General features: G+C 55.0%; 27 protein-coding genes. 13 read left to right on the plus strand and 14 right to left on the minus strand.

The genetic code is table 11. From position 1 onward, the window contains the following. The first annotated feature begins 10 nt into the window (after positions 1 to 10). Together thiC and RCI_RS12910 are read left to right on the plus strand one after the other, a co-directional pair. Positions 11 to 1,285, plus strand: a complete 1,275-nt coding sequence (gene thiC / locus RCI_RS12905; protein WP_012036893.1) for a phosphomethylpyrimidine synthase ThiC — start codon at positions 11 to 13, stop codon at positions 1,283 to 1,285. Continuing rightward, on the plus strand, positions 1,282 to 1,641 hold the full coding sequence (locus RCI_RS12910; protein WP_012036894.1) for a sirohydrochlorin chelatase: 360 nt from the start codon (positions 1,282 to 1,284) through the stop codon (positions 1,639 to 1,641). Before thiC ends, RCI_RS12910 begins: the two co-directional genes overlap by 4 nt. Before the next feature lie 458 nt (positions 1,642 to 2,099). Here RCI_RS12910 and RCI_RS12915 read toward each other — a convergent pair whose 3' ends face one another. From RCI_RS12915 to RCI_RS12930, 4 genes are all read right to left on the minus strand, one after another. Further along, complete coding sequence (locus RCI_RS12915) at positions 2,100 to 2,942, minus strand: hypothetical protein (RefSeq protein ID WP_012036895.1); 843 nt, start codon at positions 2,940 to 2,942, stop codon at positions 2,100 to 2,102. Positions 2,943 to 3,050: 108 nt separating this feature from the next. Beyond that, the gene (locus tag RCI_RS12920; protein WP_048198604.1) at positions 3,051 to 3,236 is read right to left on the minus strand and encodes a hypothetical protein; all 186 of its coding nucleotides are present in this window, start codon (positions 3,234 to 3,236) and stop codon (positions 3,051 to 3,053) included. A gap of 348 nt (positions 3,237 to 3,584) precedes the next feature. Beyond that, the gene (locus tag RCI_RS12925; RefSeq protein WP_012036897.1) at positions 3,585 to 3,959 is read right to left on the minus strand and encodes a non-histone chromosomal MC1 family protein; all 375 of its coding nucleotides are present in this window, start codon (positions 3,957 to 3,959) and stop codon (positions 3,585 to 3,587) included. Positions 3,960 to 4,290: 331 nt separating this feature from the next. Continuing rightward, positions 4,291 to 5,235, minus strand: coding sequence for a class I SAM-dependent methyltransferase (locus RCI_RS12930; RefSeq protein WP_012036898.1), 945 nt, complete (start codon positions 5,233 to 5,235; stop codon positions 4,291 to 4,293). Positions 5,236 to 5,346: 111 nt separating this feature from the next. On the opposite strand from RCI_RS12930, the gene RCI_RS12935 reads away from it, so the two are divergent. After that, positions 5,347 to 5,931: a hypothetical protein gene (locus RCI_RS12935; RefSeq protein WP_148266627.1), complete on the plus strand. Its 585-nt coding sequence runs from the start codon at positions 5,347 to 5,349 to the stop codon at positions 5,929 to 5,931. Positions 5,932 to 6,341: 410 nt separating this feature from the next. Then, positions 6,342 to 7,772, plus strand: coding sequence for an aldehyde dehydrogenase family protein (locus tag RCI_RS12940; protein ID WP_173363048.1), 1,431 nt, complete (start codon positions 6,342 to 6,344; stop codon positions 7,770 to 7,772). Positions 7,773 to 7,805: 33 nt separating this feature from the next. Here RCI_RS12940 and RCI_RS12945 read toward each other — a convergent pair whose 3' ends face one another. Continuing rightward, on the minus strand, positions 7,806 to 9,551 hold the full coding sequence (locus tag RCI_RS12945; protein WP_012036901.1) for a helix-turn-helix domain-containing protein: 1,746 nt from the start codon (positions 9,549 to 9,551) through the stop codon (positions 7,806 to 7,808). A 162-nt stretch (positions 9,552 to 9,713) separates the two neighbouring features. On the opposite strand from RCI_RS12945, the gene RCI_RS12950 reads away from it, so the two are divergent. Genes RCI_RS12950 through RCI_RS12960 form a run of 3 tightly spaced genes read left to right on the plus strand, consistent with a single transcriptional unit; the run spans position 9,714 to position 12,817 of the window. Continuing rightward, the gene (locus RCI_RS12950) at positions 9,714 to 10,643 is read left to right on the plus strand and encodes an ABC transporter ATP-binding protein (RefSeq protein WP_012036902.1); all 930 of its coding nucleotides are present in this window, start codon (positions 9,714 to 9,716) and stop codon (positions 10,641 to 10,643) included. Position 10,644: 1 nt separating this feature from the next. Further along, a complete protein-coding gene (locus RCI_RS12955) occupies positions 10,645 to 11,496 on the plus strand; it encodes an ABC transporter permease (protein WP_012036903.1) in 852 nt (283 codons plus the stop codon). A gap of 43 nt (positions 11,497 to 11,539) precedes the next feature. Continuing rightward, positions 11,540 to 12,817 (plus strand): MFS transporter, encoded by a 1,278-nt coding sequence (locus tag RCI_RS12960; RefSeq protein ID WP_231844849.1) that lies wholly within the window; start codon positions 11,540 to 11,542, stop codon positions 12,815 to 12,817. Positions 12,818 to 13,259: 442 nt separating this feature from the next. Here the strand turns inward: RCI_RS12960 and RCI_RS12965 are convergent, their stop codons facing one another. Both RCI_RS12965 and RCI_RS12970 read right to left on the minus strand, forming a co-directional pair. Continuing rightward, positions 13,260 to 14,234, minus strand: coding sequence for a transposase (locus RCI_RS12965; RefSeq protein WP_048198606.1), 975 nt, complete (start codon positions 14,232 to 14,234; stop codon positions 13,260 to 13,262). A 459-nt stretch (positions 14,235 to 14,693) separates the two neighbouring features. Further along, entirely contained in the window at positions 14,694 to 15,119 is a 426-nt protein-coding gene (locus RCI_RS12970) for a hypothetical protein (RefSeq protein WP_012036905.1), read from the minus strand. A 225-nt stretch (positions 15,120 to 15,344) separates the two neighbouring features. On the opposite strand from RCI_RS12970, the gene RCI_RS12975 reads away from it, so the two are divergent. Next, complete coding sequence (locus RCI_RS12975) at positions 15,345 to 15,803, plus strand: flavodoxin domain-containing protein (protein WP_012036906.1); 459 nt, start codon at positions 15,345 to 15,347, stop codon at positions 15,801 to 15,803. Positions 15,804 to 15,829: 26 nt separating this feature from the next. On the opposite strand, the gene RCI_RS12980 is transcribed toward RCI_RS12975, so the two are convergent. Both RCI_RS12980 and RCI_RS12985 read right to left on the minus strand, forming a co-directional pair. Continuing rightward, the gene (locus RCI_RS12980) at positions 15,830 to 16,543 is read right to left on the minus strand and encodes a 4Fe-4S double cluster binding domain-containing protein (RefSeq protein WP_012036907.1); all 714 of its coding nucleotides are present in this window, start codon (positions 16,541 to 16,543) and stop codon (positions 15,830 to 15,832) included. 72 nt (positions 16,544 to 16,615) lie between these two features. After that, positions 16,616 to 17,800, minus strand: a complete 1,185-nt coding sequence (locus tag RCI_RS12985) for a hypothetical protein (protein WP_048198607.1) — start codon at positions 17,798 to 17,800, stop codon at positions 16,616 to 16,618. Between the two features lie 168 nt (positions 17,801 to 17,968). On the opposite strand from RCI_RS12985, the gene RCI_RS12990 reads away from it, so the two are divergent. After that, on the plus strand, positions 17,969 to 19,339 hold the full coding sequence (locus RCI_RS12990) for a dihydrolipoyl dehydrogenase (RefSeq protein ID WP_012036909.1): 1,371 nt from the start codon (positions 17,969 to 17,971) through the stop codon (positions 19,337 to 19,339). 2 nt (positions 19,340 to 19,341) lie between these two features. On the opposite strand, the gene RCI_RS12995 is transcribed toward RCI_RS12990, so the two are convergent. Beyond that, complete coding sequence (locus RCI_RS12995) at positions 19,342 to 20,049, minus strand: hypothetical protein (protein ID WP_012036910.1); 708 nt, start codon at positions 20,047 to 20,049, stop codon at positions 19,342 to 19,344. A 315-nt stretch (positions 20,050 to 20,364) separates the two neighbouring features. Between RCI_RS12995 and RCI_RS13000 the strand changes: the two genes are divergently transcribed. Next, positions 20,365 to 21,930 carry an FAD-dependent oxidoreductase gene (locus tag RCI_RS13000; protein ID WP_012036911.1) on the plus strand — a complete coding sequence of 522 codons (1,566 nt, stop codon included), beginning with the start codon at positions 20,365 to 20,367 and terminating at the stop codon, positions 21,928 to 21,930. Positions 21,931 to 21,942: 12 nt separating this feature from the next. On the opposite strand, the gene RCI_RS13005 is transcribed toward RCI_RS13000, so the two are convergent. The 3 genes from RCI_RS13005 to RCI_RS13015 all read right to left on the minus strand — a co-directional run bounded on the left by RCI_RS13005 (position 21,943) and on the right by RCI_RS13015 (position 23,433). Next, the gene (locus tag RCI_RS13005; RefSeq protein WP_148266628.1) at positions 21,943 to 22,422 is read right to left on the minus strand and encodes a hypothetical protein; all 480 of its coding nucleotides are present in this window, start codon (positions 22,420 to 22,422) and stop codon (positions 21,943 to 21,945) included. A gap of 113 nt (positions 22,423 to 22,535) precedes the next feature. Next, positions 22,536 to 23,192 carry a tetratricopeptide repeat protein gene (locus tag RCI_RS13010; RefSeq protein WP_012036913.1) on the minus strand — a complete coding sequence of 219 codons (657 nt, stop codon included), beginning with the start codon at positions 23,190 to 23,192 and terminating at the stop codon, positions 22,536 to 22,538. A gap of 28 nt (positions 23,193 to 23,220) precedes the next feature. After that, positions 23,221 to 23,433, minus strand: coding sequence for a hypothetical protein (locus tag RCI_RS13015; protein WP_012036914.1), 213 nt, complete (start codon positions 23,431 to 23,433; stop codon positions 23,221 to 23,223). Between the two features lie 11 nt (positions 23,434 to 23,444). On the opposite strand from RCI_RS13015, the gene RCI_RS13020 reads away from it, so the two are divergent. Together RCI_RS13020 and RCI_RS13025 are read left to right on the plus strand one after the other, a co-directional pair. Beyond that, positions 23,445 to 24,284 carry a DUF362 domain-containing protein gene (locus RCI_RS13020; protein WP_012036915.1) on the plus strand — a complete coding sequence of 280 codons (840 nt, stop codon included), beginning with the start codon at positions 23,445 to 23,447 and terminating at the stop codon, positions 24,282 to 24,284. 146 nt (positions 24,285 to 24,430) lie between these two features. Beyond that, positions 24,431 to 24,739: a hypothetical protein gene (locus RCI_RS13025; protein WP_012036916.1), complete on the plus strand. Its 309-nt coding sequence runs from the start codon at positions 24,431 to 24,433 to the stop codon at positions 24,737 to 24,739. Between the two features lie 118 nt (positions 24,740 to 24,857). Here RCI_RS13025 and RCI_RS17080 read toward each other — a convergent pair whose 3' ends face one another. Further along, positions 24,858 to 24,995 (minus strand): hypothetical protein, encoded by a 138-nt coding sequence (locus RCI_RS17080; RefSeq protein WP_158308918.1) that lies wholly within the window; start codon positions 24,993 to 24,995, stop codon positions 24,858 to 24,860. Between the two features lie 96 nt (positions 24,996 to 25,091). On the opposite strand from RCI_RS17080, the gene RCI_RS13030 reads away from it, so the two are divergent. Further along, positions 25,092 to 25,952 carry a bile acid:sodium symporter family protein gene (locus RCI_RS13030; protein WP_148266630.1) on the plus strand — a complete coding sequence of 287 codons (861 nt, stop codon included), beginning with the start codon at positions 25,092 to 25,094 and terminating at the stop codon, positions 25,950 to 25,952.

Here is a 25,952-nt window from a genome sequence, read left to right on the forward strand (position 1 = left end):
GCCATTCATCATGTTGATCCGTGACGCAAAAAAGGGCATAAGCCACGATATATGGGAAGTTTCCAGGCGGGAGGGCGTTAGTGCTGACCAGCTGCGGGGCCTTCTGGCTTCGGGGCAGGTCGTCATCCCCAAAAATGTGGCGAGAAACTTTCCGGCGAGGGCGATCGGCAAGTACATGTCGACCAAGATTAACGCTAACGTAGGGACCTCAAAGGATTACGATAACCCCGCTGACGAAGTCGAAAAAGCCCGGGTGGCGGTAAAGTACGGCGCAGACGCAGTCATGGATCTCTCAACGGGCAGCGACATCGACGCAGTGCGCCGCCGCCTCGTGAAAGAGATCGACGTGCCCGTCGGCACAGTGCCCATCTACCATGCGGCCAGGAAGCGCAAGAACGTCGTGGACATGTCCTCCGACGACATCTTCAACTCGATCAGGGAGCACGCAAAAGACGGCGTGGACTTCATCACGGTTCACTGTGGAGTAACCATGTCGACGCTGGACCGCCTCAGGCGTGACCCGAGGGTGATGAACGTGGTCAGCCGGGGCGGCGCCTTTACTATTGCCTGGATGCTCCACAACGAGGCGGAAAATCCGCTGTACGAGGAATTCGACTATCTGCTGGAAATAGCGGCTGAGCACGATCTGACGCTGAGCCTCGGCGACGGCATGAGGCCCGGGTGCATGGCAGACGCCAGCGACAGGGCCCAATTCATGGAAGTGATCACGCTGGGAGAGCTTGTGGGCCGGTGCCGGGAAAAGGACGTGCAGTCGATGGTGGAAGGGCCCGGGCACGTTCCCCTTGACGAAGTCGGCACGAGCGTGAGCACTATGAAAAAGCTGACCAGAGATGCGCCGCTTTACCTGCTCGGCCCGCTGGTGACCGACATCGCCCCCGGCTACGACCACATCGTAGGGGCGATCGGAGGATCTATCGCCGGTATGTACGGCGCTGATTTTCTCTGCATGGTGACTCCTTCAGAACACCTGGCATTACCTACTGCAGACGACATCCGGGAGGGAACTGTCGTGACGAAGATCGCCGCCCACGTAGCGGACACGGTAAAGGAAGGCCAGCGGGAACTGGCCAGAGCCAGGGACCTGGACATGTCCCGGGCCAGAGGCGGCCTGGACTGGGCAAAGCAGTACGAGCTGGCCATCGACCCCGAAAAGGCTCGCAATATCCGGGAAACCCGGATGACCGCCAGCGACGCCTGCTCCATGTGCGGCGACCTCTGCGCCATCAAGATCGTCAAGGATGCCCTGAAGGAAAGCAAGAGATGAAGGTCGCTCTCTTAATTGTCGGACACGGCAGCAGAGACCCCCGGGCAGACGATGTGCTGCCTTTCTATGTCGAGCAGCTCTCAAAATCAGGCCGCTTTTCCACTGTACAGGCCTGCTACCTCGAGAAGCCGCCCAGGATCTCAGAGGCAGTACAGGCCATTGATGCAGACCGGATCATCGTCATGCCCCTGCTCCTTGCCCACGGCTACCACACCCGGGCGACCATCCCCGAAGAGCTGGACATCACGCCCCCGGGAGGCGTCGTTAACGGTAAAGAAATCATACTTCTTGAGCCTTTAGGGCGGTCAGAGCATATCGTCCGGCTCATCGAGGAGCGAGTGATGTACACTCTATAAGAAAGACCTGATTTCACAGACTACCCCGAAGCAGCAAGTCCAACGCTGCGCTGTGCTGGCCACTATTACAGGGATAATCGTGAACAGTTGTCTCTGTGTGGGTGAACGTTGTCGAACGCTGCGCTGTGCCAATCCACACAGATGCCACAGATTACGATTGATTCCACAGATTCCTCTGCTGAATCCACAGATTACTACACGATATCACAGAAGGAATACTCTAATATTATTCGAACACCGATAGCAATCATACGACAGTCGATCAGAATATTTTTTTATTTATCTGTGAAATCGAGCATCATCTGTGCTATCCGTAGAAATCTGTGGATTCTGGCAGAATCATCAGATTCTGCATCATCCGTGAAATCTGTGAGGTTTTGCACAGCGCAGCGTTCGTATTGCTTTCTCACCACACCCAGGCAACCGGTAGAACGCACGGCGCGACGTTCGGCTTGCCCTCAGAGCCCTTTATACTTTGGCTTCTGAGGCGGCTGCTGTCCGCCTTTCGGCTGGGCCGGGGGCTGGGCGGGGCGCCTGGCGTTTTCCTGCCTTGTCTTTGGGGCTATGCCGCTGCCCGCATTTTTGTCGACTACGTACCCGATGGCGAAGATGAGGGCGCCGACCAGCGCTACGAGGATGTCGTCGAGGAGCAGCGAGGAAACTATCCTGGACTCGATTATGCGGATGATGTCTCTGGCTACGTCAGAGCTTGGGATAGCACCCCATATCATCGATTTTATGAGCGCGGGGGCAATCAGGAAGACGAAGAACGCGAGGGCGCAAAAGGCGATGATGACCAGGCCTTCGTCCTTGAGTTTTTTGCCCAGGCTGCCCTCCCAGTACGGGAGCACTGAGGCGATGGCCAGGCAGATGAACGCGGCAAAAGCGATCAGCGCCAGCAGGCTGCAGGCAAAGTTGGCGTCGGCGTTGAACAGGCTGCTTACTTTTCCCATCAGGCCAGTGCTGAACTTGACATGGTAAATGTTGGCAGTGTACATGTCCAGCAACAGATTCAAAGTCCCTGCTTCGTCCAGGGTTCCTACTTCGCTTCTATCGACCGAGACGGGCAGGCCGCCGAACCGGTATGTGAACGTATCTCCGTGGTTGCCTGAGAAGTGGCCGATCATCGCCACGTACTGATTGTGGAGCGATGCAGCCTGGTCTGTCTCCGCCGCGATACTGCCGACTATTCCCCTGATAGACCCGTAGGTCGTAAGCCCGTAGGCTGTGAAGAAGATGATAAACAGCACGGCCGCCAGGCCGGTCAGAATTAAGAGCCCGTGTCTGATGCCCGGTTTCATGGTAAGCTCATTTGGCCGGAGCTCATATTAATGCTTTATCCTAGTGCCCTCGCTTAAAAGGTCTTATCTGGCCTGGCGGCCGGCGATTTGAAATTATGCCTGACTTATTCAGTCTCTGGACAGCAGAAAAATGCCCAGCGACAGAACAATGCCCAGAACAATGATTATGGCAATGTTGGGCAGCGGTATGTCCGCGCCGAAATTCCTAACGTTAACGAAGACGCCAGCGACGATCACCAGCAGGCCGACCATTGCGCCCAGGACCTGTGTGACGTTGATACGAACAGCGTCCATAAATTTTCACTTCCTTCTGCCCGGCGGGCCCAAAGAGATCTGGTAACCCCTTGCCGGAGGCAGCTATATACTTCCTTTTACAATCTAACAAGGCTTCGAACCCATATATAGTTTTGCATACGCCTTTTTTGTCCAATATCGGCATACCAGACGGCCGTTAATTTTTAAAATTTTTTGATTTAGGGGGCTTAAATGCATCAGGCCGTCAATAGCTTGTAATATCTCGTGCAGTATTCCCGTATCTCTGCAAGATATGGCTATTTTGCATTAAAGACTGATAGAAAATGCGTATAAGCTAAAATAATTGAATCCGGAGCGCTGCAGGCACTCCGGCGTAAAAATTAAGACTTATTTCTTGCCCTTCTTCTCGCCGGCCTTCTTGGGGATCTTGAAGAACGACTTGTCATTCCTCTCGAGCTTCACGAACTGGAGCTGAGCGGTGCCGATCTTCTCGACGTTTGCCTTGAAGATCTTACCCTTGTTCTTCTTGGCTGCGTCCTGGATCCAGGCGGGTGCGTTCTTGGGCACTGCGACGAGTTCCCTCTTGCCGACGAAGTAGTGGAGCTTCTTGGTTCCCTTCTCCCTCAGCACGATGCTGGTAATGCCCCGGTTTGCGACCTTCAGGGCTGCGTCCCTCGGCTGTGCGCCGCTGAACGTACCAATTTCCTCGCCCTTTTCGTTGATCAATCCAAAGTTCCTCTTTTCCCTGCCTTCAGTTGCCATTTCTTAATCACTCTCTGCAGTGTAATAATTTGATCAAGAGAATGATATGCTAGTATATAAGTATTGTGGTGATACGCGTGAAATCTCTCAAACTTTTATATGTATAATGAATGAATTATTTTCGGGCCTGCTTTAGCAACGGGGCTGACGTACTCTAAACCTTGGAGAATAATAATAGTACTGAAACTTTTCGATATTCAGGAAATCCTCAAGCCTTGAGATGATGAGGCGAGTAGCGCCATTAAATACCATTTTTCGGGAAGTTGGAACGACACGTTTATATACACGTGATTTACCGACGTATAAAAAGATTTCTATGCCTGTTGCCCGGTTATCTCACAGCAACAAAGGCCCAGCTATCGTAAATGCTATCTTTTTGGCGGTTATCGACCACCTCGCCCTCGATACCCATCGACGCAAACGTCTTTGAGATGAAATCCATCTCGTCTTCCTTGCTGACAGTAAGCAGGAGGAAACCGTCGTCGTTTAGCATCTTAACCGACTCCTCCATGATCTTTCTCCACATGGGCTTGTTGAATTCGTATATCGCACCTAACATGAAACCCACGACGGCGTCGAATTTTCCCAGCCCGAACCTGGAAAGCTCCATGGCGTCTACTACAGCGGTATCCTCAGGCACCAGGATGCCGTGGTAGAGGCCGTTGCAGACGGCGCAGCGATCGTTATCTACCGACAGGACTGTTTTAAAGGTCCTGCGTAAGGGCATCGTCGACATGCCGTTGCCGCAGCAGATCTCCAGCGCGTTCAGGTTTTCAGGATCCTTACCGTGCTCACCGGCTGTCTTTTGTATCAGTTTTCTTATCCGCGTGCCTCGCCTGTCGTTACGGGCAAACGACAGCGGCTCCTTCTCCTTCGTACAGTCACAGAAGGCCCCCTCCGCCAGGCTGGTAGACATGTACTGGCGAACAGCTCTGGAAAACGTCTCTCCATCTACCTTTCTGGACTTAGCGGAAGCGATCGCTCCTGACGCGGAAATGCTTGTAACCATTGCTTCAGTCTGCCGGCGCATCGGCGGCGCACAGGGATACGGTATCACGAACCAGAAATCTCCATCCGGGTGCCGGTTCTTGTAGGCGATGCCCAGGTTGCTTCCCTTTTTATCCTTGATCGTCACCGTTGCCTCAATCGAGCCTTCCGGCAGACTACGAAGCTTGTCGAGATATCCCATGGATTTCAGGTTCATCTCGATTCCTTCGTAGCTGCTTTCGATCAAAAATACGTCCTCGGTGGTCTTCAGCAGATCGTTCAGGAGCATAAGCACTAATCAGCGCGTTCTTAGCATATAGGTTACTGTGCTGGCATACGTGGCATTCGGGCGCTTCGGCTGGTGGATACAAATATGGTTACGTGGGGTGAATGATCCTTTATGGCATCCCCTGACCGGAGCCCGCATCACCGGAGGCACGTGAGGAAGATCAGCATTTCGCTTTCCGACGATGTCCTCGAGTGGGTCTACCGCAACAAGGACGAGCTGAAGGTGTCTACCTTCATCAACAAGGTGCTGCGGGACCGGATGCGATCTGAGAAGCCACCGGAAAGCCACGATGCCGAACTTCTCCGGCTGGAGCGCAGGATCCAGGCGCTTGAAGATACTATTGAGCAGTGCATGGCGGCGAAGCCGGGCGAGCACCGCTTTACCACTGGCAAGATCGAGAAAGCTGCCGCCCCGCCGCATGACGTTTTCGGGGAGCTGGTGACCATCAAAAACGTTTCTGCCGACAACGCCCGGGCAGTCAGGGACGAGCTGATCCCGTTTCTCATCGAAAAAGGCGTCGTAGACCGCAACGTAGTCATCAGCGAACTGTTTCCGCGTACCAGGTCCACCATCACAAACGAGATCAACTACTGGTACAACGCCTGCAGAGGGGTGCTTGATCACCTGGCCGCGCAGGGATACGTAATCAAAGAGCACAGGAACAGGTATCGCTGGACTGGTAAGAGTGTAACCTGATCGACATATGGGACTCGCTACAGCCTTTCGAAATTTCCGCGGGCCAAAATGCCATAGCGTCTCAATGGTGTACTGCATATCGTCGCATTACAGAATATTTCAGCCCAAATTTATTTATCCCGTTTTGCCTACATGATGATCGGGAGTAAGCCTCTCACGGAATCTCCTCTGGAGAACGATCCTCTTCGCCTTGCGAAGAAGGTGGCCGTGATTCCGTGTCAATCCCGGGTAGAAAGGCAGGGATACTCCGCCTTGCGCGGAGATGGCGTTACTCCCACCATTGTATGTTTTCTTTATCTTTTCTTTGTACAGAGTTTGTACATAGTTTGTACAAACTCTGTACAGACTCCAGCCGTTACACTCGACGTTTACAAATAAGTAGTAGCAGCGTCATACTACGCTTGATTGCTATGGAGATGTTCATCAACGGCAAAGCAGTTCCAGCCAGATCTGGAAAGCGCTTCGGCGTGAATAACCCCGCGACCGGCGATCTCATCGACACTGTGCCGGCCGGCGATATCGACGACGTCCGGGGGGCGGTGGACGCCTCCGAGGAAGCCTTCGAGAAATGGTCGGCCACTACGGCCCGGGAGCGGGGCAAAATTCTCTTCCGCTCGGCCCAGATCGTCCGCGATAGGACGAAAGACCTCGCCGTCCTGCTCACCTCTGAACAGGGCAAGCCTTTCAGGGAAGCCAGGGACGAAGTTCAAGGCTTTGCCAACACACTGGAGTATTTCGCGGGCATCTCCGCCAGCCTTCGCACAGGCCTCGTACCTCTGGCTCACGAGCGGTATGGGGCAGTGCTGCGTAAGCCTATCGGCGTTTGCGGCGCAATCATCCCGTGGAACGTCCCGGTCCTGCTCATGAGCTGGAAAGTGGGGCCTGCACTGGTGGCAGGCAACACACTGGTGCTCAAGCCCGCCAGCACCGCCCCGCTGACATGCCTGCGACTTGCCGACATTATGAAAGAGGCCGGGCTGCCTGCCGGGGTCCTGAACGTCGTGACCGGCAGAGGCGACATCATCGGCGACGAGATCGCCAGAAACCCGCGGATTCGCAAAGTTTCATTCACCGGCAAGACCAGCACGGGCAAACACCTCATGGAAGCCGCTTCGGCGAGCCTGAAACGGGTGACGCTGGAACTCGGCGGGAGCGACCCCATGATCGTGTGCGACGACGCCGACCTGAAAGCGGCAGTCGATGGCGCTGTCAGAGGCCGGTTCTACAACTGCGGCCAGACATGCACCGCGGTAAAGCGGCTGTTTGTCTTTGAGTCGATTGCAGACGAGTACATTCGCCATCTCCATGCAAAGATCGCCTCCCTCAAAGTCGGCAACGGCATGGCCGACGGCGTAGACATGGGGCCCATGAATAACCGTAAGCAGCGAGATCGCATTGCAGAAGTGGCCGAAACCGTCCGGGCGAACGGCGAGGGCAAGATCCTGTGTGGCGGAGAAGCGCCTAAAGGCCCCGACTTCGATAAGGGCTACTTCTACCTGCCCACGCTCATAACCGACGTCGCACCCGACTCAATCCTGATGAGAGAAGAGATCTTCGGCCCCATCCTGCCGGTCGTGGTAGTCAAAGACCTCGACGAAGCCATCGAGCGCGCCAATGACACCGTATACGGCCTCGGCTCCTCCATCTGGACAAAGAGCATCGAGCACGCCACCATCGGCTGCGAACGCCTCAAGTCCGGCATCACCTGGGTCAACCAGCACACCAAAGTCCCGCCCGATCTGCCCTTCGGCGGCATCAAGGACAGCGGCCTCGGGCGTGAGAATGGCCTTGAGGTCATCGACCAGTATACTGAGCTGAAAAGCGTGCTAATCAATCCATAGCACGCTTTTTCCTCAGATTTTTGTCCAAAAAGGCTATACTTTAGGCTTGTTACGCTCCGATTTGATGGACTCGAAGAACTTGACGAGCTCGTTGCTGACTGCCTTGCGGTCTTTCTCAGCGGGGTAGAGGTGGAACTCGCAGAAGGGGTCGCCGCGGGAGATGCATTTTGTCTCGGAGCAGGCCATGTGGGTATTTTCGTAGACGTACTCTCCAAAAGACCTGAACGCGCTGCGGGCGGACTCGCAGATGTCGCTGTGGGCTGCCTTCTTCACTTCCAGCCTGGCCTCGGCTGAGTCTGTGCATATGATGGTGATCGTCTTATTTTCAGGGTCGGAGGTCTTGATGGCGAAGTGGCCGAGGTTGAGGCCGCTGAGGCGCTCGAAGTACTTTTTGATGCCTTCCTCGCCGTCTTTCACGACTTCTTTGGATATATACCGGTTGATCTCCGAAATCCTCTCGGATACGTCGATCGATTTATCCCATAGCCTGTCGAAGTGCTCGGTGATGCGGGCGATCGTATCGTAGTGGTTCGTATATACGCCGATGTTTCCGCCGGAAGAGGAAGTGGCGCTTTCCCCGAGGAGGTTGAACAAAACTTCCTCGTCGTTCATGTACATGGATAAAATACTCTCTTCGAGCGGGTGCCTGATGTCTACTCCCAGCGCCTTCATGGTGTCGACAATGGCCGCGATGTCGCCGAATTTGCCTGCGAGCGTATGGCCCCGGCCGAAGTCGTTCCTGATGGAGACCAGTATCTGTGCTTTCAGGCCTTTGCCTGCTTTGCTCCTGATCTCAGCGATTATGGTGTTGAAATTGTAGACCAGCTGGTCCTGGGATATGACGCAGCGCAGGCGCGTCTGGGCATTGGACAGTATCATGCGCAGCACGCCGTCCAGCTCGACGTCTCCGTAGATGGGCGTGAGATGCTCTGGCTTGCGGCCAGTCTCTATCTCTGCCTTTTTAGAAGTCAGGTCCGGGGCGTTTCTCCACATGTGCCTGAACATGAGGCTTATCATTTTTGCCAGCTCTTTCTGGGACGTCCAGATGGCCGACTCGTCCCCGCCTCCAGGCGTCGCCCTCACGAACAGCACCTCGGAATCGTCCACCACTACCACTCTGAGGAAGGCGTTTTCCTGCTCGGCGGGGTCCAGCATATCCAGCCTGTCCGTGCTGTCCAGGTGCCTTATACTGGCCTTTTTCGACAGCCTCTCCACCATCGTGATGGTGTCTTTCTCGACCGGGAGCAGGAACTGGGCGGTAATTTTCCTTTTTTCCAGCGCTGCAATGTCCTGCTCGTAAGCAGCGGCAGTTAATAAGAAGCCCCGGTCGCTGGTGATGAATTTGAACGAAGAAGTAGCCCTGCCCATCATCTTGTGGATAAGATCCATGATGGCCCACCGGCCGTTATACAGCCGGACCTTTTCGCCGCTTTCCTCCTCTGACTTATTCCTGTTCTCGCTGATCATGCTGGTCAGGTCTTTGCCGATCGCTTCCAGAGACCTGATCGACTCCATGCGGTCCTGCAGCAGCTTGTTCAGGACTGTCTCGATGGGCACCGCCTGGTACTTGGCCACCTTTTCGGGGATTATGATGATGAGGCCTTTTTCGTGGAGCAGCTTGATGACAGAATAGACGTGGGGCCGGGGGATATCGCTGATGTCGGCCAGCGCGCTCGCTTTCTGGACTCCTCTGGTTGCCAGCGCGAGGTAAACCTTCGCCTCGTATTCGGTAAGGCCGAAAGAAGTCAGAGAATCGACGGCCTTTTTGTCAATTTCCAAGCATCCACCCCATGGTAGTACAACATGGATGTTGTACTACTCAAACCTTCTTTCAAACTTTTAGTATAACAATATGTCGGTTTTGTTTCAGTATTGCGATATAGAGTATTTATAGAAAAAAGGTTTCATACATAACAATCCTAATTACCGGAAGATGATGCTATGAACGCGATCGAAACGCATGGACTGAAGAAGCAGTTCGGTAAGATCGTCGCCGTCAACGATTTGAACCTGTCCGTCGAGGAGGGCAAGATCTACGGCTTCCTGGGCCCTAACGGAGCGGGAAAATCGACGACGATCAGCATGCTCATGGGGTTTACGAAGCCCAATGGCGGCTCTGCGAAAGTCCTTGGCTATGACATTATCACTCAGCACTACGAGATTCGCAAGCTGACGGGCTACCTGCCCGAGAGGCCGGCGTTTTACGAAAACATGACGGGCGCCGACAACATGCAGTACTTTGGCAAACTGATCGGCGCGGAAGACCTGGAGCAGCGGATCCCGGAACTCCTTGCACAGGTGGGCCTCGAAGGCCGCGGCGACGACCGGGTGAAGGGGTACTCTCACGGCATGCGGCAGAGGCTGGGCATCGCAATAGCTCTGCTGGGCAATCCTAAGCTGCTGATCCTGGACGAGCCGACCACCGGCCTGGACCCACAGGGCTCCCATGACATCCGGGAGATCATCAGGAAGCTCAAAAAGGACAATGTCACGATCTTCCTCTCCTCCCACATCCTGCACGAGGTGCAGGAGATCAGCGACGTGGTCGGGATCATCAAAGCCGGGCACATGCTTGTCCAGACACCCATCGAGAATTTCCTGAGGAGTAGCAAGGGCACCCTGGCCGCCTTCGAGATTTCCTCGCCTATGATCGACGACAGGTTTGTGGAGACCGCCAGGAAAGTCAAGGGTGTGGAGAGCGCCAGCATCCTGGACGGCAGGCTGCACCTGACCATGGACGAGCCAGCGGTCGCAGAAGACGTCAACGCAGCCCTGGTCGGAGCAGGCTTCCGGGTCCGGGAGATCAAGGAAATCGTGCCGACGCTGGAGGACGCGTTCCTCAAGGTGATCGGAGAGAAAAAGGAGGGGTAACATGGCGATCAGCGGCAAAGAAATCCAGAACATTCAGACGATCGCGGTCAAGGAGTTCAAAGACAACCTGAAGTCTAAGCGATTCATCATCCTGGGCATATTCTACTTCGGGTTTGCCCTGCTGCTCACCTTCGCAGTGGTCATGATGACCCGTACGGAAAGTTTCAAGCCCCACATGGTGCTGGCCATCATGAGCAACCTGAACATCGTGCTGGCACTCCTCGCGGTCATCGTCTCGTCCGACACCATCTCCATGGAGCGGAAGGACCGCACCATTCTGCAGCTGCTGTCCAAACCGGTAGACCGAAGCTCCGTCATCTTCGGCAAATTCCTGGGGTGCCTGAGCGTGGTCGCTGCTCTGTTCCTTGCCAGCGCTATCTTCGCATACCTTGCGACTGCTGTCCTGACAGGCAAGTACCCTGCGGCAGGCGATCTGCTTCCAGTAGCCGGAGGCCTGATCTCGATGGTTCTGATGCTATCTGTATACGTCGCCATAGGCGTGCTGATATCCACGGTCACTAAGAACCCGTTCATCTCCATCATCGGCTCTATCATGGCGTGGATCGGCCTGTGGTTCTCCAGTATCATCGGCAACATCGTCGGCTACAACGTAGCTTCGGGCGGAGCCATATTCTTCCTGGGCGGCTTCGAAGACTACCCGATCTACGCTAAGATCATGGTATGGATTGACCCGCTGGCCCACGATATCATGCCTCAGCTGCTCGACCCGGCAATGGAGCAGACGGCGGTGGGCATGCCTCTCTGGGCAAACGTCGTATTCCTCGTAGTCTACACGGCGGTACTGCTGATCATATCTATACTGCTGTTCGAGAACCAGGACATGTCGGCCTGAACCGGCCGGCACCCTTCTTTTTCGGGCGCACAAGGTGGAAAACGTGTACAGCATAGGGTCATACATATCGAGAGTCAGGCAGTTCACGCCAAATGCCCGGAAATTTTTAGCCTACGAGTTCTTTTTGGCGCTCAACGCGGGCATCTACGGGGTCATCTTCAACCTCTACGTGCTCAAGCTGGGCTACCACGAGGACTTCCTCGGCCTGATCCTGTCTGTCATGTCGGTCTCGACAGGGCTGTTTGCACTGCCTGCAGCGATAGTCTGCGATCGGATCGGACGGAAAAATACGCTGGTACTTTCCAGCATACTGCTGGCAGTCGCCCTGGCCCTGCTTTACACGATCGCTACCGGGTGGATGCTGCTGTTCATGGGAGTTTGCTATGGCATAGCCATGGCGTTCTCTATCGTCGCCGGCAACCCGTTCATGGCAGAGAACTCATCCGGGGAAGAGCGGATGTACCTCTTTTCAATGAACTCCGTAGTCTATACCGTGGCGGCCATATTCGGCAACCTGTGCGGCGGTATGCTGCCGACGGTCATCGCGGGAGCGGCCGGTGTCAGCCCTGAGGCGGTGCTGCCCTACCGGTACACGCTCTACCTGTCCCTTATCGCAGTCCTGATCACTCTGGTACCACTGGCGATGATAAAGGAAAACCGGCCTCCGGTGGCGGACCGATCCGAACGGCTCAGGATGGTGGCTCAGGTCATCAGGACACCTACTGTGCAGCGGCTCGTCGCCGTCAACATCCTCATCGGCATCGGGGCAGGCATGATCGTGCCCTTCTTCAACGTGTACTTCCACAAAGTGCTGGCCGCACCGACTGAGCAGATCGGCGTCATATTCTCAATCGGCCAGGTGACGATGATTATCGGACTGCTGCTGATCCCTCTGCTGACCGAGCGTGTCGGCAAAGTCCGGACCATCGCCATCACCCAGCTCCTGTCGATACCCTTCCTCATCCTGATCGCCGTGACCACGAACATCTACCTCGCAGGGTTCGCCTACGTCATGCGGATGACCTTCATGAACATGGCCAACCCGGCCATCTCTAACTTCAACATGGAACTCCTCGGCGACCGGGAACGGGCTACCGTCAGCAGCTTAACATCGATGGGCTGGTATCTCTTCCTGGCCTTGAGCACCTACGTAAGCGGCATCATGATGGCCAATGACAACTACCTCCTGCCATACATGATCACGTGTGTGGTATACCTGCTCGCAGCAGTCGCTTACTACGTGTTCTTCATGAAGATAGAGCGGGAAAAAGAGTCTTCCGCGAGTGCAGTAGTCCTTACCATCCAGACGAGAAAAATCTAACTTGAACTACTTCGGCGCAAAGGCGAAAAGAACTTAGGGAAAAGCGTCGCAGAGATGCTCTCTGTTTGTCCAGATTCGGTGAGACAGCAACACTATCGCTGCGCTGTGCGTTCTCTGGTTGCCCGGGTTCGGTGAGACAGCAACACTATCGCTGCGCTGTGCCTGGACACAGATTGTACAGATGATACAGATTAGACAGATGATCGTCGAATCAGGCTGGTAAAGGCGACCATTACCTGTTTTATCTACGATATTCCTCTGTGCAATCTGTACAATCTGTTAAATCCAGTATCCACGTGGTGTGTGGTGGTGGTTGGGTGGGTGTGGTTTGTGTGGGGTGGGATTGGTGTGCTTATCCGGGGGCGGGCTTATTTACGAGTCGGTGTTAAAAATTGGGGGTTTAATAGGTTTTTGTTGATAGCCTGAGCTATCCGGTTGGCTGTTACCAGGCAACTTTTAGGTGTTTTGAGATCATGTTGTCTGGTCTCTTAGGTAGTTGTAAAATTCTTTCCAAAAATTGTTTCAGCATGTTTTTCATCTGGTTAACAGTGATCTTTGCTTTTTGATGTGTCTTTTTCATGATGCCGTGCAGGTTCAGGATTAGGTGGCTTAAACCGAATACTAAGGTGCGGTAACCGTGATTCCGACTGTTTGTTTTTATCGTGTACTCCTTAGTCTCTTTATACCCGTTCTCGATATTCCAACGGTTAGTGTACGCTTCAGCAAGAATTGTGAAACTCATCCTGGTTACCGGGAGGTTGGTAGCGAAGCCACAGTACGCTTCAATTCCAAGATCCTCGAGGTACACGTCATACGTGTACTCCAAAGACTCCCCACCACGCATCGTGTACTTCCAATGAGACACTCCGGTAAGCTCTAACAACCGGTACAGGAGGGACATGCTACCATACTGTTTCACCGGTATAATGTACTTGTAACCCTGCTTGTCCACTGTTTTCATAACACTGCTCAGGTAGAATCCTTTATCCATGAGCACTGCGAAAACACTGAGTTCCTCCGGGACCAACTTTAAAAGTCGTTCCACCACCCGGTCCAGGGGTTCATCCCTCTTTTTAGGCGTAACCCCCAAAGTGAATTTAAAGTTCTTCGCCACGATACTGATCGAGGCATACCGGAGAACACTAACCCGTTTCTTCTTCCGCCCCTCCATCTTCAAAGTACGATGCACATATTCATTATCGACTCCATAATACCGTTTATCCGTAGTATCAATAGCCAAGAGGACCGGTGAATCCACGATATCCGGACAATACTGAACCGCTCTTTTCCATAACAACTTGAAAGAATGATACAGAAGCAGGTTCACCCCGCAAGTGATCTCTTCAATACTCATCCGCCCCAAGAATACAAAGAGTTGATCGCTGCTGAAAAACAATTTTTCAGACAAATCCTCCATACTAGTCTTTTCCAACGCACACCAGATCAATAGGAGGAAATACCAACCAGCCCTACTGAACTGGAAGTATGCATTAAACACCCGAGATAAAGACTTTAAACCAACACACTTATGATTCACATCTGAGGGCGGAAGAGGCTGTCTCATACGTTATTACCACAAACCATGAGATAACCCCGCCCCCACACAAATACCTCACTTTACTCCACCCCCCAAACCACCAGCAACCCAACCACCAACACCACAAACACGGGGATACTGTAAATCTGTGTCCCGGCACAGCGCAGCGTTCGTCATTGTATCGCCCGCAATGGACGCCTGCTTGCAGGCGGCCTGGCGGGCGAACTAGTGGTATAAGATCATACCGATTCTCTAGTAAGGATACTATCTCCTTACCGTATAACGAACACGAAATATGAGACAGCTTGCTTAGAGTCTTTGCGATTCATATGCCACTTGTTATTGAATGACGCTGTCGATGTTATCGAAGCTTTCCCAGTCGTCATCTTCGCCGGAGCCGTAAGCGGTGACAGTGAAGGGCACGACGGGGTTGACGTCGGCGACCTCGATGAGGGTGAGGTACCGTTTCTTCGAGAGCTTTTCTTTTTCGGTTTCGGTCAGCTGTAGTTTTTCGTCGTGGTCATCGAGAATCGACTCATTTTCTTCAGGGGTCAGCTTCGGGGAGTCGTAGACTTTGCTGACGACCGCCGTGGCCTTGACTCTGCTGGTCCCGTTGCCGGTGGTGAAAAAGAGCATGTCACCCGCCTTCACTTTGCCGTAGGGGGCCCGCTTGCCCAGCGAACCTCTGACAATCGCCCGGCGCTCGCCCGATAGTAGTTCCTTCAGCTCTGCGGATGATCTGGTGACATATACAATGTGATCCATACGTTTTCTCCTGCTGGCGACATCACAATTGTCTCAAGGTATAATAGCCTGATGGTATGAGCGGGCCGAAAGTAAGGCGTAACCGCCTGCTGCACAATAGCATAATCAGCAAGTGACGATAGCGACTACGAGGGGTAATTATCCTGAACATTTTTTGATTTTTCTCGCAGCAATGCTGGCTTCACATTCAGATACTTATATACTTTTACAATCAAATTTCTCACTATGGCGCAATTCCTCATCGTATGCCACAGTACTACGGGCAACACAAGAGCGCTGGCAGAGGCGATCAAGGATAGGGCGCAGTCGCTGCATGTCGACGCAGAGCTAGCCGACGCTTTCGACGTGAAGCCCGAAGATATCCTCACAGCGGCCGCCGTCGGCTTTGGCGTCCCGACCTTCAACTATCATCCGGCCAGGCCGATCACCCACCTGATCGACAGCCTCTGCATTCAGGATTGCAGTGGAAAAATCGCTGTCGTGTTCGGCTCCTACGGCTGGAGCGGCCAGGGCCCGATCATGGTGGCGGAAAAGCTGCGGGCGCTGGGCTTTAAGGTACTGGATCCGGTGATCAGGGTGAAGTACCAGCCCTCGGAAAACGAGATCGATGGGTGCAAGCTCCTTGGCCGGGACGTTGCCGCGATGCTCAAGCGCATCCGGCGGACCGTCGACCTCAATGCCTGATTTTACCCCTGTGCGGGCGCTGTCCGTCAGGTCTTTAACCCGTGCGGGCAGGCATACAGGCACATGCCGCAGACTGCCGGCCCGCTTTCCTTTTCCATGGCTTTGAAGTATGCCTCGCACTTCCGGGCATCGTACCGGGCTTCCCTGGGCTCGTCCTCCCGGAAATTCCTGCCAGTAAAGGCCTGGACCGGGCAGGCGTCGACACACTCCGTGCAGTTCCCGCACTGCACCTCCATCGGCTCTCCCGCGGGCAGCAGGGCATCTGTGAGCACGGTGACGAAGCGTACCCTCGGGCCGGCTTCAGGTGTCACCAGCAGACAGCTCTTGCCAATCCAGCCCAGGCCTGCCAGGTGGGCGGCCAGCTTGTGGGAAAAGACAGCGCAGATGCGCTCATCATCCGTTCTGGCAGACGCAGGGACCGGGTACGCCCTGTGTCCGGCCCGCTGGACCTCTCCCGCGATCTTCGAGGCAACTTCATCAAGCCGGAGGTTGATCACGTCGTAGCAGTGAGTGCGATAGCTGACGGCCACCGCCCTACTCTTACGGTCGGGCAGCTGGTCCACGATCTCGTCAAACAGCCGGATGCCCAGCGAAATAGCCCTGGGGTACTTCGCCATCCCGGGCCCACCCTGCCTCGCAAGCTCTTCCTTAGCCACGGCCAGATCGGCTATTCCAAAAAAGTCCACGCCTTCCTGCCTGGCAATCTCCCTGATCCGGTCTTCGAGAGCTACTGGTTGCATAGATCAGAGTAGCTCTCTAACACAATGAATATTTTCGTGTGCAAGGCATGGCGGCTGTGAAACTACCTCGCGTCACTCGCCGGTTGTAGCTCCTCCCGGTGCCGCCAGTGCGCTCTGCGCCCGGGCGATCACGTCTTCGGACGGCACGCCTCCGGCGTTGACCCTCTCCCTGTAAGTGTAGGACAGCCAGCCTCCCGGCAGCTTGTTCGCGTCCATGAACTCCATGTTGTAGGGCTGGAGGTTCACCTGGGTCTCCAGAACGTCGTTAACGTAGTCCTTGTTGGGCTCGAAGACGATCAGCGGCTCTATCGAGTCCTGCTTCAGCACGTCCATGACGTCCCTGCCCTCGACCTTTTCCAGCAGTTGAGCGCACATGTTGAAGTGGGTGATCTCGTCTGCGCAGAATCTCTCCCAGATTTTCTTTATGCGAGGATCGGTTTCTGTCTGGGCGCATGAGTAGTAGTTGTACGCTTCGTTCAGCTGCAGGAGTGTCAGCTTCTCCAGGAAGGTCACGTTCGGGTCGCCTACCAGCTCGTACTGGGAGACGTGCTGTTCCTCGATCTCGGCGATCTCCGCATACAGCTTTCTCGCCAGGTCGTCGCCGTACTGGTAGCCGTGTGACCTGTAGAAGAGCATGGTCTGCTGCTCTGCTGAGACGATGGTCTCGTTGTTCATCTTCGATTTGAGGCTGGCCGTCTCTTTGTCGAAGTGCTTCCTCATCTCGTCCACCGGATGCCGGTGCTCGACGACGGTGGGTCTGCCGGGCTTGATGTCGGTCTTGTTCTGGGTGATCATCGTAGCATCCTTGCCTTCCAGCAGCATCATCATGTTACTGTACCTGTACAGGTGATCGAAGTCCTCCAGCAGCGCGAAGTCCAGCACCTGCTTGAAGTACGGGTCAGGCTCGTTCTTGGCGAGGTTAGCTGTCAGATCGACGGCAACCTGCTCGTAGCTGACGGTGGTTTCCAGGACCGAAGCGCTGGCCGGGTTCAGCCAGTTGATGGTCTCCTGGTGCTGAGAGTCCGCCCGCCTGATGATCGCCATCTGCTTCTTAACTTCATCATCCCTGATGAGGCGAGCCATCGCGTGCGATGTGATCACAGAGTTGTTTTCAATGCCGTTCATCAGGATAACCCGGGTCTTGGTGTAAGCGTCCGTAGTTTCCTTGTCGTAAGGCTCCTTGATCATCTCGTTCCAGCTCATGAACTGGTCGTCGATCGGCGTGCCTTTCATATCCAGAGGTTTGAATTTGGCCATGTTGTTCCCCCCATTATCACGTGACTGTAGCATCGTCACTGCAGGGTAAAACAGCTATCATCAGATTTACCGGAGTATAACTCCGGCGGCCGAGGCACCCTTGCCCGTGTTTGTCCCGCATAAGATATGTCGTCTCACCGGGCGTACTAGTCTGGCGGAAGGCTGTGCATGGAGACCTTTGATCTAATAGTCATAGGCTCGGGAGCAGGCGATCAGATCGTAAGTTACGCATTGAGCGACGGCAGCAAAGTGGCACTGGCCGACAGAGGGCCGACAGGCGGCACCTGCCTGAATACGGGCTGCATCCCTTCAAAGATGCTGATCTACCCTGCGGACGTGATCCGGGCGGCCCAGGAAGCATCGGCTATCGGTGTCGCAACCACGATAAAGCCCGATTTCGGCCAGATCATGGAGCGTATGCGGAACTTTGTCGACGGGGAGCGCCAGGGAATGGAAGAGGGCCTTCGCAAGGCGAAAAATCTGGCATTTTACCAGGGCGTGGCAGAGTTCACCGGCCCTCACACCCTGAAGGTCGGAAGCCATGAGATCACCGCGCCGAAAATCGTCATTGCCACTGGTGCACGGGTGGCGATACCGCCTATACCCGGCCTTAAGGAAACCGGATATCTCGATAACGTATCGCTCCTGCAACTCAGGGAGATGCCGAAAAGCCTGATCATCATTGGAGGGGGCTACATCGGCTGCGAGTACGCTCACTTCTTTTCGGCAATGGGCGCTGATGTAACCATAGTCAGCCGCCCGCCTGTGCTGCTGAACGATGAAGACCCCGAAGTGAGCGATACTGTTACTAAAGTCATGTCCAGATATGTCCACGTACAAACCGGTTTCGAGGCGGATAAGGTCGGGAGAGAGGGCGACAGGAAGGTCGTTTACGCAAAAAGCAAAAAGGATGGCACTACCGCCTCATTCGAGGCCGACGAGATCCTGGTAGCTCTGGGCCGGCGGTCGAACGCAGACCTGCTCAAGCCAGAGAAGGCCGGAGTGGAAACCGATGCTAAAGGCTGGATCAAAGTCAACAAGTACCTGGAGACCAGCGTTCCCGGCATCTGGGCCATCGGCGACGCGATCGGCAGGTACATGTTCCGGCATACGGCCAACTATCACGCGGAAGTCGTATACACCAACATGTTCAGCGAGCACAAGATGGAGGTGGACGAGCACGCAGTGCCTCACGCAGTCTTCACCCATCCTCAGGTAGGCCACGTAGGGATGACCGAGGCAGATGCAAAAGCAGCAGGCATCAAAGTCCTGGTCGGCCGGGCGAAGTATATCCAGACAGCCAAAGGTATAGCGATGCATAATCATGACGGCTTCGTCAAAGTAGTGGTCACGGCGGACAATAAAAAAATATTAGGCTGCTCGGTAGTCGGCCCGGACGCCGCAGTACTGGTACAGCAGGTCGCCTACATGATGAACTGCGGGAGACAGGATCTGGGCCCGCTGTACACAACCCAGGTCATTCATCCCGCCCTGAGCGAAGTTGTCATGAGGGCCTTCGGGAACCTCCAGCCTGCCTGAGCCTAATCCTTCCCGTAGATGATGATCTTCAAGGTCTTCCAGAGCTTGCCGACGATGTCGATCAGCGATCCCACGATCGCCAGGACCAGCAGCAGGGCCAGGCCCAGTTTACCCATTTCGGGCAGGTCCGGGTTGAACGGGAACACCTGCAGGATCCAGTAGAACAGGACGAGGCTCACGATACTCATTGCCACTTCGCATAGAGAGGGTATCCACTTGCCCAACGGGAGCAGGTACAGCAGATTAGCAATGATCATGCCTGCCCCGAGCGCCATGAATATGGGTACGAACACGGCGAAGTTCTCTGTGAACAGCGGCTGCAAGGTGCCGGAATGCATCTCCACCATTATCGGGATGTCCCTCCAGAAGAAGTACAGCACTGCCATCCAGGCGAGGGTGACGATCGTCAGAAGGGCGATCCTCCAGAACGAAGATGAATTTTCCATCTCTCGCTTCACGCCTTTCAGGCGGTCCTCGTAAGGCTTCTTGAGCCTCGAGTCGTAGATGTAAAGGATTGACAGTATGATCGAGATGACGACGATCGCCAGGGCCATCGCTCCGACGACCGTGATGATCGTCGATACGATCGAATCCTTTGGCAGCCCTGCGGCATCCGGCACTACATACTGGAAAACAACTGCGGTGAGCGCGAAAGCCAGAGCAAGGCCGCCCAGCGATACGATCACCTTAACTATTGCTGATTTTTCCACAATATCCCCCCGGGGTCAACTATTCGTATTTAGTCTCACTATCTACCTTATCAGTATTAGGTGTTGAAGAGCTATAAAAACCCCTTTGTCGGTAACCGGACAGGACCTCGCCTTTCCTGCTTTACCGCTATGAAATCCTCGATAGCCCGGCAGGCAGTCCCGCTGTCTCGATGTTCTCTCCACGGCTGCGGCGTAAACGCGGAGTTGGGCCGCACGACATGGATAATACTTCAAATAAGGCTATCATGGCTACGACTGACCTGATCTCACAAACTTACTGCTGGGCTGCCGGCAGGCATTGACAGAGGTCTTGTTATGGTTGCAGAATCGGATGGCAAGCACGGAGTAGAGGGCAGGTCCGAGTCGTTCTGGACTGCCAGCACGCATGATCCGGACTATCCTCCATTGTCTGGCGATCTAAAGGTGGACGTCGCCGTCATCGGCGGGGGCATCACGGGCATTACGAGCGCGCTAAAGCTGAAGAATGCCGGCCTCAAGGTCGCGCTGATCGAGGGCAGGAGGATCTTGCACGGGGCTACGGGCTATACGACCGCTCACGTCTCGTCTGCGCAGGCTTTGCAATATGGCGAGCTGATCGAGACCTTCGGAGAAAAGAAGGCCCGCATGATCGCAGACTCGCAGCAGGCTTCAATCGAGGAGATCGCCCGGACTGCCCGGGAGTACGGCATTGAATGTGACATGGCCCGCCCTGCAGAGTATGTGTACGCATCGGAAGAGGGGGATCTCAAAGACCTGAAAGACGAGTTCGAGGCGAACAAGCGCCTGGGCCTCCCTGTCTCCTACGTAGATAAGGCTCCCCTGCCGTTCGAGAACTACGGGGCGATTCGATATGAAAACCAGCTGAGGTTTCACCCGAGAAAGTACTTGCTGCCGCTTGCACAGGCGATCAACAGTGACGGCAGCTACGTGTTCGAAAACACCATGGCCACCGACATCGACGACGGAGAAACCTGCAAAGTCAAGACCTACAATGGCAACGTCTTGGCAAACCACGTCATTGTTGCCACCCAGGTCCCGTTTACGATGAAGGACCTGCTGGTGACGCGGATGAAAGCCTGCCGTTCTTACGTCCTCGGCGTCCGGGTCGAAGGCGACGTATCGCAGGACATGTTCTACAGTACCGAGAAGCCCTGTCACTATATCCGGACTACTCCCGCAGATGGTGGTAATCTGGTCATCATCGGGGGCGAAGATCACCAGACTGGCAAAGTGACTGACACGATCCAGAAATACCGGGCGCTGGAGCAGTATGCCAGGGAGCGGTACAAAATCGCATCCATCGATTACAGCTGGTCGACTGAGGACTATTATACCTTCGATGGCGTGCCCTTCATCGGCCGGATGCCCAACATGAAGCACTGCTACATCGGCACCGGGTACAAAGGCACAGGCATGACATACGGCACGGTTGCTGCCATGATCAATACCGACCTGATCCTGAAAGGCTCCAGCCCCTGGGAAGAAGCCTACGATCCTCACCGGGTCAAGCTCACGAAAGAGGCGGGCGAGTTGCTGGCCACTCAGGGCTTCATCATGAAGCATTTCGTCGGCGAAAGGCTGAAAGGCCCGGAGCCCCTGGAGAAAATCCCTGCCGGCGGTGCAGGTTTCTCCACATATGGGGGGCACAAGGCCAACGTCTACAAAGAAGCCTCAGGCCAGGTCCACGCAGTAACGCCACAGTGCACCCACATGGGCTGCTATACCGAGTGGAACAACGGGGAAAGAACATGGGAATGCCCGTGCCACGGCTCATGGTTCGGCTACGATGGCAGCGTCCTCCACGGCCCGACGGTGAAACCTCTGAAGCGGCTGGACGATAAGGGAAAAAGGGCCGGCGGCGAGATGGAAGCCAGACACTAAATCCTTTTCAGGTCAGGCGTGAAGCTGCGCCAGCTTCTGCCCTTCAAGCTCCGCTTTCGCCTCTATTAAATCCCCTATCAGGATGGCTGCAGGATACAGGATCTGGTCTTCCCTCTGCATGAACCTGATAAATGCTCGTGCCAGCCCGTGGTATTCCCTCTTGTCCTCTCGCAGGGCCACCTCTGCCAGCTTTTCCAGCGCTCCGATGATGTTCTCGGTTTCCCGCTTCATGTGGGGAAGCTCTCTCTTCAGGCGGGCGGTCATGTTGCTGATCTTCTCGATCTCGCCGGTGATGTTCTCGTTTGCCATGGTGGGCAGGTACTTCAGAGGGGGCAGGGCGTATTCGAAATCCTTGTTATAGTGAGACTGCGCCAGGCGAAAGGCATCTCTGGCTGCCAGGCCGATGTTGCCCGGCACGTTGACGGCGTCCTTAAGGCTCTGGTACAGGCTCTCGTACTCTTCGCTCACGCTTGCGGGAACTCTAGGCTTCATATTAGCCTGTTGTACAATTATTCTGATGAACTTCACCGCAGGGAAAAACGGCTCTGAAGAAAAGTTGTGCCGCCGGGGATGCCACAGATGATTGCCTGTCACCTGAAAAGGGACTACGGCTCTGCCAGTTTGCGGGCCAGACTGAAGCAGGCTTCTGCGGCTGGCCTGTCACCCGCCTCTTTTAAAGCAAGGCCTTTGTTATACCACGCCCCGGCATGGACCGGGTCGGATTCGATCACGTGATCGAAACAGCGGACGGCTTCCTGCGGCTGCCCGAGCATCAGCAGCGACACTCCTCTGCCAAACCAGGCTTCCGTCATCCCGGGGCTCATCTTCAGCGCGCATTCGAAGCACTCGGCAGACTCCCTGAACAACTCATAGTCCTCGCTCTCCATGGCTTTCTCCTGCAGTGCGAGGCCTTTGGAAAACCAGCCCGGGGCGTACAGCGGATCAATGCCTACAGCACAGGAAAAACATAGTATTGCGCCATCGATGTTTCCGGCACTCTGGTATACGAGGCCTTTTTCCTGCCACGCCTCTGTCAACTCCGGATCTAAGGACAGCGCCCGGTCGAAACATTCGAGCGCAGCGTTCAGGTCTCCGCTCGCCTTCATGGCCAGGCCACGGCCATACCAGCCGCTAATGCTGTCAGGGTTCAGCTTTAAGATCCGGTCAAAACATTTGACGGCTTCCCTGCTATCCCCTCTGCCGAGCAGATCCAGGCCTCTGTTGTACAGGCGGCTTATTTCACTATCTGCGCTATCCTGCATGCTGTACTCCCGGGCAATACTATAGCGTTTAATTGTAATTCTCCTTATAAATACCTCTGCGGGGCGGTCTTGAAAGATCGCAGATGCCTGCAAAGACCTGCCCAAGCTGCCTAAGTAAATCCTGCTTTTCCCCTTTCTCCTGCAGGCCAGTATATCCGCAATCAGTTTTATCGACGGCCCGGCGAGCTATTCTGGCGATCACTTCGATAATATTTTTAATTATACTGATCGTACCATTCATAGAACACGGTAGTGAGCCGCTTGACGAGTAAACCTGTATCTGTCTTACGTACCACCGATCCTGTCAACGGGCCGAAACAGGCGCTGGAGATAATCCACGCGGACAAAATTCTGGAGCGGTACCAGCGCATCCTGATCAAGCCTAACTATGTCAACAACAGCGACCCATCGACCGGCGTGACCACCGATCCCCGGGTCGTCAGGGGCATCGTGGAGTACCTGCTGGAGCATGGCTGGAGCAACTCGGAGTTCGCCGTGGGCGAGGGCGGCATGGCCAGCTTCAACACGATAGAAACCTTCCAGAAAGTCGGGCTGACCGACGAGCTGAAAGGCTACGGCGTGAAGCTGATCGACCTGAACGCCGAGCCCCACGTGGAAGTGAAGATAGAGGGAGGCCGGTCGCTCAAGTCCGTCAAGGTCGCCCGCTCCTTCACAGAATATGACTGTATCCTGTCGGTGCCGAAACTGAAGGTGCACTGCTGGTCACTCTCGACCCTGTCCATGAAAAACATGATGGGCGGCATTCTGCCCAAGGGCATCATGCACGACGACCTGGCGCAGAAGATCGTAGACCTCAACCGGGCCTTCGGACCTGAGCTTACTGTGATCGATGGTATCCTCGGCTGCCAGCGGCATGAGCTGGCCTGCGATCCGATCGCCTCCAACGTCATCATCGCGGGGGAGGATTTCGTGGCCACCGATGCCATCGGCTCGTTCCTCATGGGCCTCTGCCCGGACGACGTGCCCTACCTTGCCCTGGCAAAAAAGGCAGGTCTGGGGGAGAATGACCTGGATAAGATTGACTATATCGGCGAGACGATCAGCCTGCTACGGAAACATTATAAGATGTGATACGAGCGCCTTCGGCCAGGCTTAAAAGGTCGCAGGAAGATCGGCAAGTAGTCAGGCCTGACCGAAGAACCCATACTATACGTGGCATAGTTATATTAACGGCCAGTTACAGTAGGCATAAGACATCAAGAGTTTAAGGTGTAAGAATGGAAGCAGCATACTATTACGAGAGCAAGAGCAAGCCGGAAGTCGAAAAGCTACTTGAGGACGATTTCTTCAAGAGGCTCGGCCCCACCGACCGGGAAGCAAAGCTGCTGGGCAACAAGAGGGAGAGCGGTTTCTATCTATATGTCAAGGCGGCATCAGAAGACAAGTTCACAGAGGCCGTGAAGAAGATCGCCGATTCCAGGATCGAGCTGGTGAAGCTCACTGGTGAAGAGGAACAGATGGTCTTCGACGCCATCCACAAGGAAGAGGATGAGGCAGCCGAAGGCATGGGTGCAATCTTCGGGTAAACCCATAGAGATTGCCTTACGTACATTATGTCGATGCCGAAGTGATGGATTACTCCAGCCTTGAAATGATCACTCCGGCCGTCGTCATCTCCTTTTATAACCTTTAATGCGCCATCTCTCATACCTGTGGTATGGCCGATGGATAGCTGGCGAAAAGTGCCGAAGATGCCGAGGCTAGTAACGCCATAATACCTGCATTTAATCCCAGCTTCAGCGGCACTCTGGCCAGGGACGCGTTCGCCATCATGTCGAGCATGAAGAGCGGTCACGATGATGGTCGCAACGAGATCCTGTCCCGGGATTTCCAGCTTATGTGAGCCCAGCCAGCAGAATACTGGCAGCACAGGTAACTATGACAGACACAATACTGACAATCATACAAGCCGGGGCGGCAGCCAGCATCTTCGCCTACTCGTTCTCCAGGGGGTTGAGCGTCCGTCCCGGCGATCTGTGGTATCTGGGCAGGCGTCCGGGGTTATTGTTGAAGTCTCTGCTCGCAGTCGACGTGCTGGTGCCCCTGTTAACTATAATTGTCATTGCACTTGTCAGGCCGGCTAGGGCTACGGCGGTCGGGCTGCTGATCCTGGCCGCTTCGCCGGCGGCTCCCCTGGTGCTTAAAAAAATACCTAAGGCGGGTGGCGCCATGGAGTATGCCGTAAGCCTTCACGTGGCGCTGGCATCTCTCGCAATTGTAACGACACCGGTCACGTTAGCCCTTTTATCTACGGCTACAGGCCTCCCGCTTGAGATCAGTCTGCTGGCTGTCGCAGGGCAGATTGGAGCCTCCATCCTCCTGCCGATCCTTGCAGGCATGATTGCGGGCTGGCTGTTTCCGGCGCTGGCTAAACGGCTTTGCAGCCCGCTGGAAGCCCTGTCGGGCATCGTCATGGCCCTGGTGGTCTTGCTTTTACTGCTGTCTACCTATCACCTGCTGCTGACGCTGGACCTTCAGTCATATGTCGCTATTGTGCTGGTGATCGCAGGGGCCCTCGTAGCGGGCCGCCTGGTAGTAGCCGGACAGCCGGAGAAGCAGGCCACGCTGGCCCTGGAATGTGCGTCCCGGAACGTGGGGCTTGCCTTGTTGATAGCCTCGACTTTTACTCCTCTCGAGAATGCCTTGCCTGTACTGATACCCTACCTGGTCATCTCCGCCGTGGCAGGCCTGATCTATGCCAGGTATCAAAAGATAGTGCATGGAGTAGAACCGTCCTGA

It is taken from the genome of Methanocella arvoryzae MRE50 (assembly GCF_000063445.1).
GTDB classification, from domain to species: Archaea; Halobacteriota; Methanocellia; order Methanocellales; family Methanocellaceae; genus Methanocella_A; species Methanocella_A arvoryzae.